The following is a 12,197-nucleotide window of genomic DNA, read 5'->3' on the forward strand; positions in this document are numbered from 1 at the left end:
ATTCTAGTAAAGGAAAAGCGGCGCTAGGCCCGGATCATCTCGGCCAAACCGCGCACGGTGTTCCAGTTTCGCATCGTTCCGATGCCGAGCCGCTTTGTCGTCAGGGCCGGCAGCATTTTCGTGTTACTAGCCTTGAGGCCGAAATCGATCCAGAGATCGCCGTTGACAACGGCCATGCGCTCATCTCGCCTATATCTCGCGAGCATATCAAGAACGTCCGGTTCGAGCGGCTGGCGCATCACCCGCACGATGACCTCGCTAGCGATCCCGTCGAGGAAAGGATTGCCCTCGGCAAGTTTCAGCCATGCGTCGGCATCACGCGCGATGATATCGACATGCTTGCCGAAAGCCGCAGCGAAGCCGGTCTCAAGCTGTGCCTCGATCGACGCAATCGGCTGCGGCTCGGCTTCGAAAACGAGATTGCCGGTTGCGACAAGCGTTCGGGCATTGCGAAAGCCTAAACTCTCCGCCATGGCCTTGAGATCGGCCATAACAACTCTGCGGCCCGAGTCGAGGCCAATGCTGTAGAGCAATGCGACATAGACCGCCATGCGGGTCAGGCAGCCTTTTGCCCAAGGCGGAAATAGCGCCAGGGCGTCCACCAATGATAGCGGCGCTCCAGCTCGCCGGGAACCGGATCGAGCCCGCTCGTTCCTCCCGGCCCGCAGCGCGCGACGCGAAACAATGTCATCCAGCCGCCAGCCCAAAGCCCATGGCGGGCAACTGCCTCATAGCCATATTCCGAGCAGGTCGGGATATGGCGGCAGGAATTGCCAATGAAGCCGGAAAGCGTCAGCTGATATAGGCGAATGAGGCCCATTCCGAAAAGCCGGTCGGGCGTCTTGCGGAAAGGCCCGGAATAGTTTCGGCCAACCTGCTGTGCCCCATACCCCCCTCTGTCACTTCGTGACATCTCCCCCACACGGGGGGAGATCGGCTTGGAGCCAGCCGCAGCTCCACCTTCATCCTCATCATCCTGGATCGAGCAGAGATAGCACATGAGCGGCTACCCCTCGAGACCTAGTGGCAATATCAGAAGGGTGCGGCTTTCTCCCAACAATCTCCCCCCCTGTGGGGGAGATGTCACGAAGTGACAGAGGGGGGTATGCGCTCTCGGCACAAAGATACTCACGATACGGCCTCAACAACCTCGGCCCGCGCCGCTTCTATCTGCCCGATGGCATCCACGACCGCATCGAATGTCAGCATCGTCGAGGCATGACGCGCCTTGTAATCCCTGACGGGCTTCAGATAACGCATATCCTCAAAACGGCCCTCCGGCCCCTCGCCGTCAGCCTTGAGCATGGCAAGCATGTCTTCCCTGGCCTTGCGGACTTCTTCCGCCGAAGCACCGACAACATGGCGGGCCATGATCGACGACGATGCCTGGCCGAGCGCACAGGCCTTGACGTCATGGGCAAAATCGGTCACCACATCGCCGTCCATTTTCAGCCAGATTTTGACGCGAGAACCGCACAGTCTGGAATGGGCCTGGGCGCTGGCATCGGCGTCGGGAAGGCTGCCGATGCGGCCGATATTGCCGGCAAACTCCAGGATTTTGCTGTTGTAGATGTCGTCCATCACAGATTTCGCTCCGATGCACCTGTTTTGCGTTTCAAAACAAAAAACACAGCGTGTCCGTTCAGGACACTTTCACAGGGACAATGCCATACTATATGTATGTCGTTCGAAGACCATCGAAATGCAATGGTCTTCTGTAAGTTTGATGGGAAACCGTGCAGGACGGCAGGCTTGTCCGCCAGCCAGAACGCCCCGGAGCCCGCCAAAGGTACACAATCTCCGTACCTCGGGGAATGCCAGTGGCGAGTCCGACAAGATGATATCCGCTTGGCGGATCAGGAGAACCACAGGTAATGGACGCCATTGTAAAGAACTTTCCGCAAGCCGTTGATTCCGAACGCCCGTCGCAGAAGGAAGCCGAAGACGCAGTTCGCCTTCTGCTTCGCTGGGCTGGCGATGATCCGCAGCGCGAAGGCCTGCTCGATACGCCTGCGCGTGTCGCCAAGGCGTACCGCGAGCTTTTCGCCGGATATGACATGAATCCCGAAGACGTGCTCGGCCGAACCTTCGAAGAGGTTTCGGGCTACGACGACATCGTCCTCGTCCGCGATATTCCGTTTTTCTCCCATTGCGAACACCATATGGTGCCGATCATCGGCAAAGCGCATGTCGCCTATCTGCCGAACGGCCGCGTGCTTGGCCTCTCCAAGATCGCCCGCGTCGTTGAAATCTTCGGCCGCCGCCTGCAGACGCAGGAAGCCATGACGGCTCAGATCGCCAATGCGATCGACGATACGCTGCGTCCCCGCGGTGTCGCGGTCATGATCGACGCCGAGCATATGTGCATGGCTATGCGCGGCGTGCAGAAGCAGGGTTCCTCGACGCTGACGATGACCTTCACGGGTGCCTTCAAGGCCGATCCGGCTGAACAGGCCCGCTTCATGTCTTTGGTCCGAGGTCGCTGACCGGGCTTCAACGAAAGAGCCGGAGATGAATCTGATTTTCAATGCGCCTTCCGAAGATAAATCCGAACTCGAAGATGCCGGCGATTTCACCCCTCGCTTCGACGATCGCGGCCTGATCACCGCGATCGTGACCGATGCGCAGGATGGCGAGCTGCTGATGGTTGCGCACATGAATGCCGAAGCGCTCGCCCTGACGATCAAGACAGGCACGGCGCATTATTTCAGCCGCTCGCGCGGAAAGATCTGGAAAAAGGGCGAAACCTCCGGAAATTTGCAATCGGTCAAGGAGATCCGCACGGATTGCGATCAAGATGCAATCTGGCTGAAAGTGGAGGTGGCCGGACATGACGCAACATGCCATACTGGCCGTCGTTCCTGCTTCTACCGAACGGTCGAGCTCGAAGACGGCAAGCCGGTACTGAGCGTGACCGACGATCACCTGCATTTCAATCCGGAAGAAGTTTACAAGCAGTAGATCTATCGGGGATGGTGTTTCAACCAACCACAACCAGTATACGATTTTGAAACGAAAAAGGGACAGTATTTTAGCCGAGGCACACGGAGCCTTGGAGGAGGCGTTTAAATGCTGAACTGGGGCTTGAATCGTCTTAACGGCGGACAGAACTTAACCGATTCAGGCCTCTCGCAGGATACCTCCAATCCGCTTCTCCCTCCGGCTCCCCCCAGGAAAGTCAAAATCGCTCTGGCGCTCGGCGGCGGCGCGGCGCGGGGCTGGGCGCATATCGGCGTTCTGCGCGCGCTCGACGAGGCAGGCATCGAAGTTGGCATGATCGCCGGCACATCGATCGGCGCCCTGGTTGGCGGCTGCTATCTTGCAGGTAAGCTCGACGAACTCGAAGCCTTTGCCCGTTCTTTGACGATGCGCCGCATCGCCAGTCTTCTTGACTTGACCATCGGCGGCAGCGGATTGTTCGGCGGCATGCGGTTGACCAAGCGTATGCAGGAGCACCTGGAAGGCTTTTCGATCGAGGATCTGGACCGCCCCTTTGTCGCTGTCGCATCGGAATTGAATACTGGGCATGAGGTCTGGATTGCGAACGGCTCGCTGATCACGGCGCTGAGGGCTTCTTATGCCCTGCCCGGCATTTTCGAGCCGGTACGAAGCAATGGCCGTACCTTGGTCGACGGCGCGCTCGTCAATCCCGTTCCGGTTTCGGTATGCCGTTCCTATGAGCAGCCGCTCGTGGCGGCGGTCAATCTGAACTATGACCTTTTCGGCCGCTCGGCTGTCGTCAAACACAATGTGGGCCAGCCGAACGGAGATTTGCTGCGGCGGGATGAGACGCCGCCCATGAAACTCGGCATGACCGGCGTCATGGTGCAGGCTTTCAATATCATCCAGGATAGGATTGCTCGCGCCCGTCTTGCCGGAGACCCGCCGGATCTTGCGATGCATCCCCGCCTCAGCGATATCGGCCTGTCGGAATTCCATCGCGCCGGCGAAGCTATTGAACGCGGCTATGAGGAAACTTTGACGAGATTGCCGGAAATCCGCCGCATGCAGGAAACCTACGCGCGCTAGAGCAATTCCAGGAAAAGTGCGTAGCGGTTTTCCGTCCGGAATTGCGTGAAAACAAAGAGATAGAGCGGCTCAGAGATTCCGTGAAAAACTGAACCGCTCTGGCGGGTCATCCGAAATCTGTAAAAAACGAGGCTTGCCCTCGCTTTCGGCGTGAGACGCTGATCGCTGCAATCGGCCCGCTGGGTCGATTGCCTGAGGCGTCTCGAACTTCGCCTCACCCGGCGATATAGGCCTTGATCTGTTCGGCCTCGAGTTCGATCTCGCGGATACGCCATTTGACGACGTCGCCGATGGAGATGATGCCGGAAAGCTTGCCTTTCTCCTCGACGGGAACATGACGGAAGCGGCGCATCGTCATCAGTTCCATCAATTCGTCGGTTGTCGTGTCTTCCTTGCAGCGGTGCACCTTGGCCGTCATCATCGATGCAATCGGCTTGTTGAGGCATTCCTGCCCCTGCTTGGCAACGGCATTGACCACATCCCGCTCGGTGAAGATGCCGGAAATCTTGCCGCCCGGTCCGACAACGACGATAGCGCCGATCCGATTCTCGTTCAGAATTTTCGCGGCCTCTGCAACGGTCGTATTGCCGCCCGTCGTCACGACGTCGCGGCCTTTGGCTTCAAGTATGGCCTTTACGGAAACTGACATTCGATCCTCCCATCTCGAAAGCATGATGAACACCTGAAGCGTCCGATATGTTCCGAAATTACCCCCGGAGCTCAAACCGGCGCTTTGCCCGTCGGTCGGTCGATCTCCTCATCCCACGATCGACGGATGCCAATGGTGCGCCTGTGTCAGTAAGAAAGCAACAGCTCATTCATCGAGTGGTAAAGGTTCCCGAACTTCCTCGGGCGGCTGCCGGTCAAAGGGCGCGAAAAGCAGGAATCCGAACAGGAAGCCGCCGATATGAGCATCCCAGGCCACCGGCTGAGAGCTGTCGCCCGCAAGGTTGATGCCGAAAGCAACAAGCGCATTGCCGGCGACCCACATGACGATATAGGCGACGACTGTCCGGCTTCGAAGCGACTGCAAAATGCCGAGGCGCGGGTTGAGATGCGCCTGCCGCATGGACACTCTGCGACCGTCCATCGCCGGAAAGGCAAAGCGGCAAGCCGCCCCCATCAGCGCCGAGACGACACCGGACGCACCGATCAACAGCGTCTGGTCTCCCCAGTAGAGTGCCGCATGCAGGAAGGCGGAGGCCGCCGACGAGAAAATCCAGAAAATCACATAGCGCAGCGCGCCGATGCGTCGTGCCACGGGTGCCGCAAAGACCATCAGCCAAAGGCTGTTGAACACGATATGCTCGATCCCGCCATGCAGCAGCGAATAGGTGACAGGCGTCCAAAGCCATTCCAGCCCCTGCTGTGACAAGGGAAAGGCATAGCGGGCCGGGATGAAGCTGAAGGCGAAATAAATCCAGTTCAGCGTATCGTCCGACCACCAGGGAAGGTTCATGACCGCAAAAATGACGATCAGGACGGCAAGGCTCGCCAGAATAGCAGGAGGCAAGTTGAAGGCCGGGACCCGCTGCTGCGGCCGCGGATTTTCCGGCTCTGGGCGCGGCAGCTGTTCGTCATCCATGTCTTGCTCTGCTTGTCGATAGAGCAATTCCAGGAAAAGTGCGAAGCGGTTTTCCATCCGGAATTGCGTAAAACAAAGGGATGGAGCGTTTTCGCGATTCGAAGAAAAGCGGAAAGGCTCCGGAAGTCATCGACACATAACGCAGCGAAAATCAAAAAAAAAGCCGCCCGTAGTGTCGGGCGGCATACCGGGGCGCTCCTCTCCGGATCTGACCTCAATGGTTCGTCCGGCGCCCGGGAAATTCGTGCTGAAGGTCACTTGGTGAAGTGATGAACAAAGATTTACATCGACCGCTCGACAAGGCAACCGAAACCCTTCGTTAACCCTAACGGGCCGGTTCTGGCATGGAATTCGCAACGTCAGTTTCGAGGGCAATGAATGCCCTTGTAGTTGAAGTGAAATGGGACACGGACGCATTATGCGCCATAAGACGAGCACCGATATATTTACCTATTGGGAGCGTTTACGCGGCAACGCGGATGCTCCCCTGCGCAACTTGATACAGCCATCGGCAATCGGCCACATTCTTCCCGAGCTGTTTATCCTGGAAAATACGGTGGACGATAATCCCCGCTTCCGCCTGGCCGGTACGGCGATCTGCAACCTGATGGGGCGCGAACTCCGTGGCGAGAATTTCGCAGCGCTCTGGGCTGGCAGCCAGCAGGATGACCCGGTACGCATAGCCGCCGGCGTGATGAAACACGTGGTTCCCGCGTTGGTTCATGCGACGGGCTACTGTATCAGCGGCCGTAGCATGACCTTCGAGATGATATTGCTGCCGGTGCGCACATCGAGCGACACTTGCGACAGACTGCTTGGCTGTCTGACGCCAACCGTTTATGCGCCTTGGCTCGGCAACGAACACCTTGAATTTCTGGCGCTGGATCGCAGCCGGCTGCTTCGCGAGCGCCGCGTGCGGCTCGTGGATGCGCCTCCCCATCCAGACCCCGCAAATCTTCTGCCACATCGGGGAAGCACGAGCCTTGGTGAATGGGTCCGCCGAAAGTTGATTCAAGCAAAAAATGGGGCGCGACAGGGTTAGAACTGACCCAGTGCGGAACAAGATAGACGATCGTCTCTTATTTATGCCTCTGAAAAGACAACCTTACTTTAAGGAGTTGCGGCTATTAGTTGGATGAGACGCAATAGGATTCAAGACGCCTCCATGCACTCGTTTCAGCCAGCCCAGGCGACGCGGCCCAATCAAATGACAGGCAATGCTGCTCGTAATGATCAGCGGACCTTTCAGCGGGTCCCGATCAATATGCAGGGTCGTCTGATGCTGGCAAATTATGAGGAATTCGAATGCGTTGTCACGGAAATGTCGCCGGGCGACCTTCATGTGACCTGTTTGGGACGGCCGCGCGCCGATGAGCGGGTCGTCGCCTATATCGACCACCTCGGCCGAGTCGAGGGCTATGTCGTTGCGGTCGACGGCCGCGGTTTCACCATGTCGATCAATGCAACCGAGCGGAAGCGTGAAAAGCTTGCGGCGCAACTGACATGGCTTGCCAACAAGCACGAACTCGGTCTGCCGGAAGATCGCCGCCACGATCGTCTGACGCCGCGCAATACCCGCAGCGAACTCACGCTCGACGACGGTACGCAATATGTCTGCCGCATCATGGACCTCTCGCTCTCAGGCGCAGCGGTCGACGTCGAAATACGCCCCACCATCGGAACGCCGGTGCGTCTCGGCAATATGCGCGGCCGCGTCGTGCGTCATTTCATAGAGGGCGTTGCGATCGAATTCCTTTCGCTACAGTCTCGCGAAACCTTGCGCGAATTTCTCTGATACCGTCATCTTCCCGTCACGCAGCGTCGCGAAATAGCGATCTCTATCTTCTCTTCGATGCGTGACCGCGACATGCCCTACCTGGACATAATCCCTTTTGACGAAGGCCTGCTTGAGGTCGGCGACGGCCAGCGCATCTACTGGATGCAATCGGGCAATCCCGAGGGTAGACCCGTCCTCATCCTGCACGGAGGCCCGGGATCAGGGAGTTCGGCTGGAACACGGCGCTATTTCGACCCGCAATATTATCGGATCATCCAATTCGATCAGCGCGGCTGCGGCGGCAGTCTTCCGCATGCGTCGGAACCGCTGATCGATCTCTCGGCCAATACGACATGGCACACGATTGCCGATATCGAGCAATTGCGGTTGCGTCTCGGAATCGAACGCTGGATCATATTCGGCAATTCCTGGGGCTGCACGCTTGCGCTTGCCTATGGCGAAACCTATCCGCAGCGGGTGGAAAGCTTGCTCCTCGTCGGCGTCACCATGACGAGGCGATCGGAAATCGATGGGCTCTATCAAGGTCTCGGCCGTTTCTTTCCTGTGGAATGGGCACGCTTTCGGGCCGCTGTACCTGAGATTGATCGCGATGGTGACCTAGTTGCCGCCTATTACCGCCTTTTGCGCAATCCCGACCCGGCAATCCACGTGAAAGCGGCCAGGGATTGGCACGAATGGGAAGCCGCCTCGATCCTGGTCGATCCGCGCGCAACCCTGTCGCCGCGGTGGTCCGACCCACGCTATCTGACGGCGCGCGCCCGGATCATCACCCATTACTTCCACCATCTGGCTTGGCTCGAGGAGCGGCAGATCCTGCGCGACATCCATCGGCTCGCCGGTATCCCCTGCACGATGATCCATGGTCGTTTGGACCTCGAAGCACCGCTCGTCACCGCCTGGGAATTGTCACAGGTATGGCCAGAGGCGGAACTGGTGGTCGTCGCGAACGCGGCACACTCGTTGGCGGTCGTGGAGATGGCGGCTGCGATCACCCGCGCGACCAATGGGCTTCGCCTGCACACTCGGCAATAAAAATCAAAAATATTTTTGAGCCGGTTTTCCCAAAATGGGACAAGTTCAGGCTCTTGCAGCCATTTCCAACACCAAATCCGACCTGTCGCCACGCGAACTCTGTATCAATACAGACGTCTACTGCCTTAATTGGCACGCGGCCGTTAACGATCCCCATAGCTGAAAGCTGTTTGGAAACAGCGGATGTCAGACTCTTGCATTGCTGCAATCCATACCGAAATCCCTCAAATTTTAATCGAATTTGCCGCGAACTTGAATCAAGTTTTCTGCGTATTTTATGAGAATTTTCGCCAGATTTGATTTAACTAAGCCATTAATTTGACTGTGCAATTTTGCGTCAGATAAAATCACGCGTGTCATTCTGATCCCAATAAAACAGGGACAGGGACATGAACTTTCAAATCGCAATTCGCGGCGTTGCCGCTCTGGCGCTTTCCACTCTTGGCTTGTTCGGTGCTGCTCAGGCAGCACCCGCCAACATGACGATAACAGGCGACGCTGCTCCTCCGATCGGTCATTACGAATTCTGCAAGGAAAACCCGCGTGAATGCGCTTATTCCGGTGGCGATGCAGGGCCGATGATCCTCAATGAGGATAGCTGGAAGACGATCCTGAAGGTCAACTACACGGTCAATACGACCATCAAGCCGATGACGGATATGGAACTTTACGGTGTTGAGGAGAAGTGGGCGATCCCGACCACAGCCGGCGACTGCGAGGATTTCGCGCTGCTGAAGCGCAAGCAGCTCATCGATGCCGGCGTCTCGCCTTCCGATCTGCTCATGACCGTGGTGCTGCAGCCGAACGGCGAAGGCCATGCCGTTCTGACCGTCCGCACGGATCGTGGTGATTTCATTCTCGATAACATGCGCAACAAGGTGAAGCTCTGGTCGGAGACCGAATACACCTTCCTGAAGCGCCAGTCCGCAGATCATCCGGCTCGCTGGGTCAAGATCCAGGACGGCCGCGCTGTTGCGGTCGGCAGCTTGAAGTAAGCCCCCCATACCAGATCGCCGGCGGCCTAGCGTCGGCGGTAAAGTCAGAGGCCCGGTCTCGTCCCCTGATTTCTGTCCAGGCCGGTGCCTCCGAGCCGTTCCCGCTGTCCCCGGGAACGGCTCTTTTCATTTCGCGGCCCTCGCGAGATAAGCACTGAACATTCCGGCGAATTAACTGTGCCGTTAGCACGGATTGCGACCTATATTTAACCGTCAATTAACCATCGCCGCGCCAATCATATCTTCAATGAGACTCGAAAGTTGGACGCCCTCAGTACTCGTCATCGAAGATGGCGGGCGCAAGGAGATGAAGGCAAGAACATGGCTCCACTGTCATCCGCCACAATGGTCGAAGAAAGCCCGCTAATATCGAGCGGCTTTGTCTATCGGCTCATGGCAGGTGTTGCCGTCCTGGCTGCGCTGACCGTAGCCATATCCGTCGGTGGAAACTGGCTCGGCGAGAAAATTTCGCTCGCGGGTCATACGACCGATACCAAACCTATCTCCATCACGATCGGCGATGACACGATACGCCTCGCCGCGAACACCATCCGCTTTCCGAGCGAGCGCCTCAATGGCCCGGCCGAGCGCGTCGATCTCTATCTGACCTGGCCGCAGATGCAGGGCTATAGTGAAGCCGACCGGTTGCGCTTCGACGATATCTCGCAAGCGTCCTCGCTGATCTTTCTCCAGATCAGCCAGAGCACGATGTCTCGTGATATGTCCGGCCGGCTTGGTCCGATCTATTCGCAATTGATGGACGGCGCTTCCTATGCCGGCCCCTTTGGCCTGACGGCACATCGGCTTCGCGCCGATGCCGGCTACAATGGTGAAATCCTTTTAACCGCTTCGCGATCCGGTGAAACCGACTATGTCGTGCGTTGCCTCCTGCCCTCCTCGCCAGCCTTGGCAACGAGCGGCGATTGCCAGAGGGATGTTAAGGTTGGCAAGGATCTGAGTGTTCTCTACCGCTTTTCCAGCAATCAGCTCGGGGATTGGCGCACGATGGATGCCGCCATCCAGGACTTCGTCAAGACGCGCCTTGTGGATGATGCCACGCCCGCGGCAATGGCTGTTGGTGGCCGCTAAAATGACGCAGAAACCTGAAACCAACTGTTCATCATAAACCGATTGGTAACGCTAAGCCTCTACTGTCGAGCGGAACGGCCGTTCATGGAGGCGGCGGCCGGATAATCGAGAATGTAAATGCAAGCAGAGAGTGATTTAGTGTCCAGATCCATTCTACCCGTTTCGTCGTCTCAAACCGGTAAAATTCTGGCGAGAGCGCTTCTTGGTTTTTCGATCGCGACGGCGACGATCACTGTGACTGTCGTTGACGCAAGCGCGGCCGGTCCGAAATATGCCGGCATCGTCATCGACGCCAATACAGGCAATGTTCTCTATAGCGAAAATGCCGACACGCTCCACTATCCTGCCTCGCTGACCAAGATGATGACGGTCTACCTGACCTTCGAAGCGCTTGAGGCCGGTCGCATCACCCTGGATACTCCCGTCGTATTTTCAAAGAATGCTGCCGCTCAGGCGCCGACCAAGCTCGGTATCGGCCCCGGTCGTTCCGTGACCGTGCGCGAGGCGATCCTTGGCATCGTCACGAAGTCCGCCAACGACGCCGCGATGGCGCTTGGCGAGATGCTCGGCGGTTCGGAGGAAGGTTTTGCCCGGATGATGAACGATAAGGCGCGAGCGCTTGGTATGACGCGCACGACCTATCGCAACCCGAACGGCCTACCGAACACAGCGCAGATGACGACGGCTCGTGATCAGGCTCGCCTTGGTATCGCTTTGCGCGAACATTTTCCGGAATATTACGGCTTCTTCTCCGAAACGAGCTTCCGGCTCGGCAATCGCACGATCCTTGGCCACAATCGCCTGGTCGGCTCCGTGCGCGGTGTTGACGGCATCAAGACCGGTTACACGCGCGCCGCCGGCTACAATCTGGCGACCTCTGTCAAAGTCGACGGTCGTTCCATAGTCGGTGTGGTCCTTGGCGGCGCTTCGACGCCGGCTCGCGACAATCAGATGCGCAAGCTGATCGCTGACTATCTGCCCAAGGCATCGACAAAACATATTGATTCCAATGTGATCGCGCAGGTGCCAGCCGCATCCCCCAACGTGCAGGCAGCCAGTGCACGCATGGCGGATATCAGCCGTGCAAAGATCAAGAACAACGCGGCGACCGAAGTCGCCGATTCCAGTCCTTCCAGCGCGGCAGCCTTCGCAGCGGTAACGCCACAATCTTCCTCTTCCAATCCACTGCTTTCGGCAAAGCCAGAGCCCGTGAAGCAGCCCGCCTATGACGAAACAGCTGCCGCCGGATCCTCGGACGACGCGGATGAGGACGAAATCGATACCGTAACGACAGCATCGACCTCCAGAAGCGATACGAAGCTGGTAAAGCTGCAGCGCACTGAAAAGACCGAGAAGGTTGCAAAGACAACCAAAGCTGAACGCGGGCCTAGCGGCTGGATCGTTCAGATTGGCGTTTCCTCCAGTAAGGATGGCGCGACCGATCTCCTTGATACGGCGAAGAGCAAAGCCGGCAAGGCATTGCGTTCGGCCAAGCCCTATGCAGTCGCCTTTGACGGCGGTTACCGCGCCCGCTTCGGCGGCTTTGAAGATCAGAGCGAGGCAGTGAATGCCTGCAAGGCGCTCAAGCGTGCCGGCGTCAAGTGCTGGGCGAGTATGGAATAAGCATGTGGCGGGTGTTTTCGCGCCTCATGATTTGAAAATTGGTCGG

At 57.8% G+C, this 12,197-nt stretch carries 14 protein-coding genes; 9 read left to right on the plus strand and 5 right to left on the minus strand.

What is annotated here, in order from left to right; genetic code table 11:
* Positions 1-23: 23 nt before the first annotated feature.
* The 3 genes from AC13RE_RS01775 to AC13RE_RS01785 form a co-directional block, all read right to left on the minus strand.
* Positions 24-551 (minus strand): DUF1697 domain-containing protein, encoded by a 528-nt coding sequence (locus AC13RE_RS01775; protein WP_488562528.1) that lies wholly within the window; start codon positions 549-551, stop codon positions 24-26.
* Between the two features lie 5 nt (positions 552-556).
* Complete coding sequence (yidD, locus tag AC13RE_RS01780) at positions 557-1,000, minus strand: membrane protein insertion efficiency factor YidD (RefSeq protein ID WP_488561744.1); 444 nt, start codon at positions 998-1,000, stop codon at positions 557-559.
* A 128-nt stretch (positions 1,001-1,128) separates the two neighbouring features.
* Positions 1,129-1,581: an iron-sulfur cluster assembly scaffold protein gene (locus tag AC13RE_RS01785; protein ID WP_132716628.1), complete on the minus strand. Its 453-nt coding sequence runs from the start codon at positions 1,579-1,581 to the stop codon at positions 1,129-1,131.
* 293 nt (positions 1,582-1,874) lie between these two features.
* Here AC13RE_RS01785 and folE point away from each other — a divergent pair, with 293 nt between their 5' ends.
* From folE to AC13RE_RS01800, 3 genes are all read left to right on the plus strand, one after another.
* Positions 1,875-2,486 carry a GTP cyclohydrolase I FolE gene (folE, locus tag AC13RE_RS01790; RefSeq protein WP_488561745.1) on the plus strand — a complete coding sequence of 204 codons (612 nt, stop codon included), beginning with the start codon at positions 1,875-1,877 and terminating at the stop codon, positions 2,484-2,486.
* A 25-nt stretch (positions 2,487-2,511) separates the two neighbouring features.
* Positions 2,512-2,961: a phosphoribosyl-AMP cyclohydrolase gene (gene hisI / locus AC13RE_RS01795; protein ID WP_112338982.1), complete on the plus strand. Its 450-nt coding sequence runs from the start codon at positions 2,512-2,514 to the stop codon at positions 2,959-2,961.
* 108 nt (positions 2,962-3,069) lie between these two features.
* A complete protein-coding gene (locus tag AC13RE_RS01800) occupies positions 3,070-4,029 on the plus strand; it encodes a patatin-like phospholipase family protein (protein ID WP_132716629.1) in 960 nt (319 codons plus the stop codon).
* A gap of 214 nt (positions 4,030-4,243) precedes the next feature.
* On the opposite strand, the gene AC13RE_RS01805 is transcribed toward AC13RE_RS01800, so the two are convergent.
* Both AC13RE_RS01805 and AC13RE_RS01810 read right to left on the minus strand, forming a co-directional pair.
* Positions 4,244-4,678, minus strand: a complete 435-nt coding sequence (locus AC13RE_RS01805) for a CBS domain-containing protein (protein ID WP_488561746.1) — start codon at positions 4,676-4,678, stop codon at positions 4,244-4,246.
* Positions 4,679-4,843: 165 nt separating this feature from the next.
* Positions 4,844-5,614 (minus strand): rhomboid family intramembrane serine protease, encoded by a 771-nt coding sequence (locus AC13RE_RS01810; protein ID WP_132716630.1) that lies wholly within the window; start codon positions 5,612-5,614, stop codon positions 4,844-4,846.
* Between the two features lie 418 nt (positions 5,615-6,032).
* On the opposite strand from AC13RE_RS01810, the gene AC13RE_RS01815 reads away from it, so the two are divergent.
* The 6 genes from AC13RE_RS01815 (at position 6,033) to AC13RE_RS01840 (ending at position 12,151) form a co-directional block, all read left to right on the plus strand.
* Positions 6,033-6,656, plus strand: a complete 624-nt coding sequence (locus AC13RE_RS01815) for a PAS domain-containing protein (RefSeq protein WP_488561747.1) — start codon at positions 6,033-6,035, stop codon at positions 6,654-6,656.
* A gap of 123 nt (positions 6,657-6,779) precedes the next feature.
* Complete coding sequence (locus AC13RE_RS01820) at positions 6,780-7,409, plus strand: PilZ domain-containing protein (protein ID WP_132716632.1); 630 nt, start codon at positions 6,780-6,782, stop codon at positions 7,407-7,409.
* Positions 7,410-7,481: 72 nt separating this feature from the next.
* Positions 7,482-8,444: a prolyl aminopeptidase gene (pip, locus tag AC13RE_RS01825; protein ID WP_488561748.1), complete on the plus strand. Its 963-nt coding sequence runs from the start codon at positions 7,482-7,484 to the stop codon at positions 8,442-8,444.
* A 389-nt stretch (positions 8,445-8,833) separates the two neighbouring features.
* On the plus strand, positions 8,834-9,439 hold the full coding sequence (locus tag AC13RE_RS01830; protein ID WP_488561749.1) for a transglutaminase-like cysteine peptidase: 606 nt from the start codon (positions 8,834-8,836) through the stop codon (positions 9,437-9,439).
* A 321-nt stretch (positions 9,440-9,760) separates the two neighbouring features.
* Complete coding sequence (locus AC13RE_RS01835; protein WP_488561750.1) at positions 9,761-10,528, plus strand: hypothetical protein; 768 nt, start codon at positions 9,761-9,763, stop codon at positions 10,526-10,528.
* A 117-nt stretch (positions 10,529-10,645) separates the two neighbouring features.
* Positions 10,646-12,151 carry a serine hydrolase gene (locus AC13RE_RS01840; protein WP_488561751.1) on the plus strand — a complete coding sequence of 502 codons (1,506 nt, stop codon included), beginning with the start codon at positions 10,646-10,648 and terminating at the stop codon, positions 12,149-12,151.
* The last annotated feature ends 46 nt before the right edge of the window (positions 12,152-12,197 follow it).

The organism is Martinezella sp. CNPSo 3959, from assembly GCF_057784355.1.

What these genes read in the sequence shown, in the direction of transcription:
- AC13RE_RS01775 (WP_488562528.1), bottom strand. Translation starts at nt 551, where the DNA reads ATGGCGGTCTATGTCGCATTGCTCTACAGCATTGGCCTCGACTCGGGC.
- yidD (WP_488561744.1), bottom strand. Translation starts at nt 1,000, where the DNA reads ATGTGCTATCTCTGCTCGATCCAGGATGATGAGGATGAAGGTGGAGCT.
- AC13RE_RS01785 (WP_132716628.1), bottom strand. Translation starts at nt 1,581, where the DNA reads ATGGACGACATCTACAACAGCAAAATCCTGGAGTTTGCCGGCAATATC.
- folE (WP_488561745.1), top strand. Translation starts at nt 1,875, where the DNA reads ATGGACGCCATTGTAAAGAACTTTCCGCAAGCCGTTGATTCCGAACGC.
- hisI (WP_112338982.1), top strand. Translation starts at nt 2,512, where the DNA reads ATGAATCTGATTTTCAATGCGCCTTCCGAAGATAAATCCGAACTCGAA.
- AC13RE_RS01800 (WP_132716629.1), top strand. Translation starts at nt 3,070, where the DNA reads ATGCTGAACTGGGGCTTGAATCGTCTTAACGGCGGACAGAACTTAACC.
- AC13RE_RS01805 (WP_488561746.1), bottom strand. Translation starts at nt 4,678, where the DNA reads ATGTCAGTTTCCGTAAAGGCCATACTTGAAGCCAAAGGCCGCGACGTC.
- AC13RE_RS01810 (WP_132716630.1), bottom strand. Translation starts at nt 5,614, where the DNA reads ATGGATGACGAACAGCTGCCGCGCCCAGAGCCGGAAAATCCGCGGCCG.
- AC13RE_RS01815 (WP_488561747.1), top strand. Translation starts at nt 6,033, where the DNA reads ATGCGCCATAAGACGAGCACCGATATATTTACCTATTGGGAGCGTTTA.
- AC13RE_RS01820 (WP_132716632.1), top strand. Translation starts at nt 6,780, where the DNA reads ATGCACTCGTTTCAGCCAGCCCAGGCGACGCGGCCCAATCAAATGACA.
- pip (WP_488561748.1), top strand. Translation starts at nt 7,482, where the DNA reads ATGCCCTACCTGGACATAATCCCTTTTGACGAAGGCCTGCTTGAGGTC.
- AC13RE_RS01830 (WP_488561749.1), top strand. Translation starts at nt 8,834, where the DNA reads ATGAACTTTCAAATCGCAATTCGCGGCGTTGCCGCTCTGGCGCTTTCC.
- AC13RE_RS01835 (WP_488561750.1), top strand. Translation starts at nt 9,761, where the DNA reads ATGGCTCCACTGTCATCCGCCACAATGGTCGAAGAAAGCCCGCTAATA.
- AC13RE_RS01840 (WP_488561751.1), top strand. Translation starts at nt 10,646, where the DNA reads ATGCAAGCAGAGAGTGATTTAGTGTCCAGATCCATTCTACCCGTTTCG.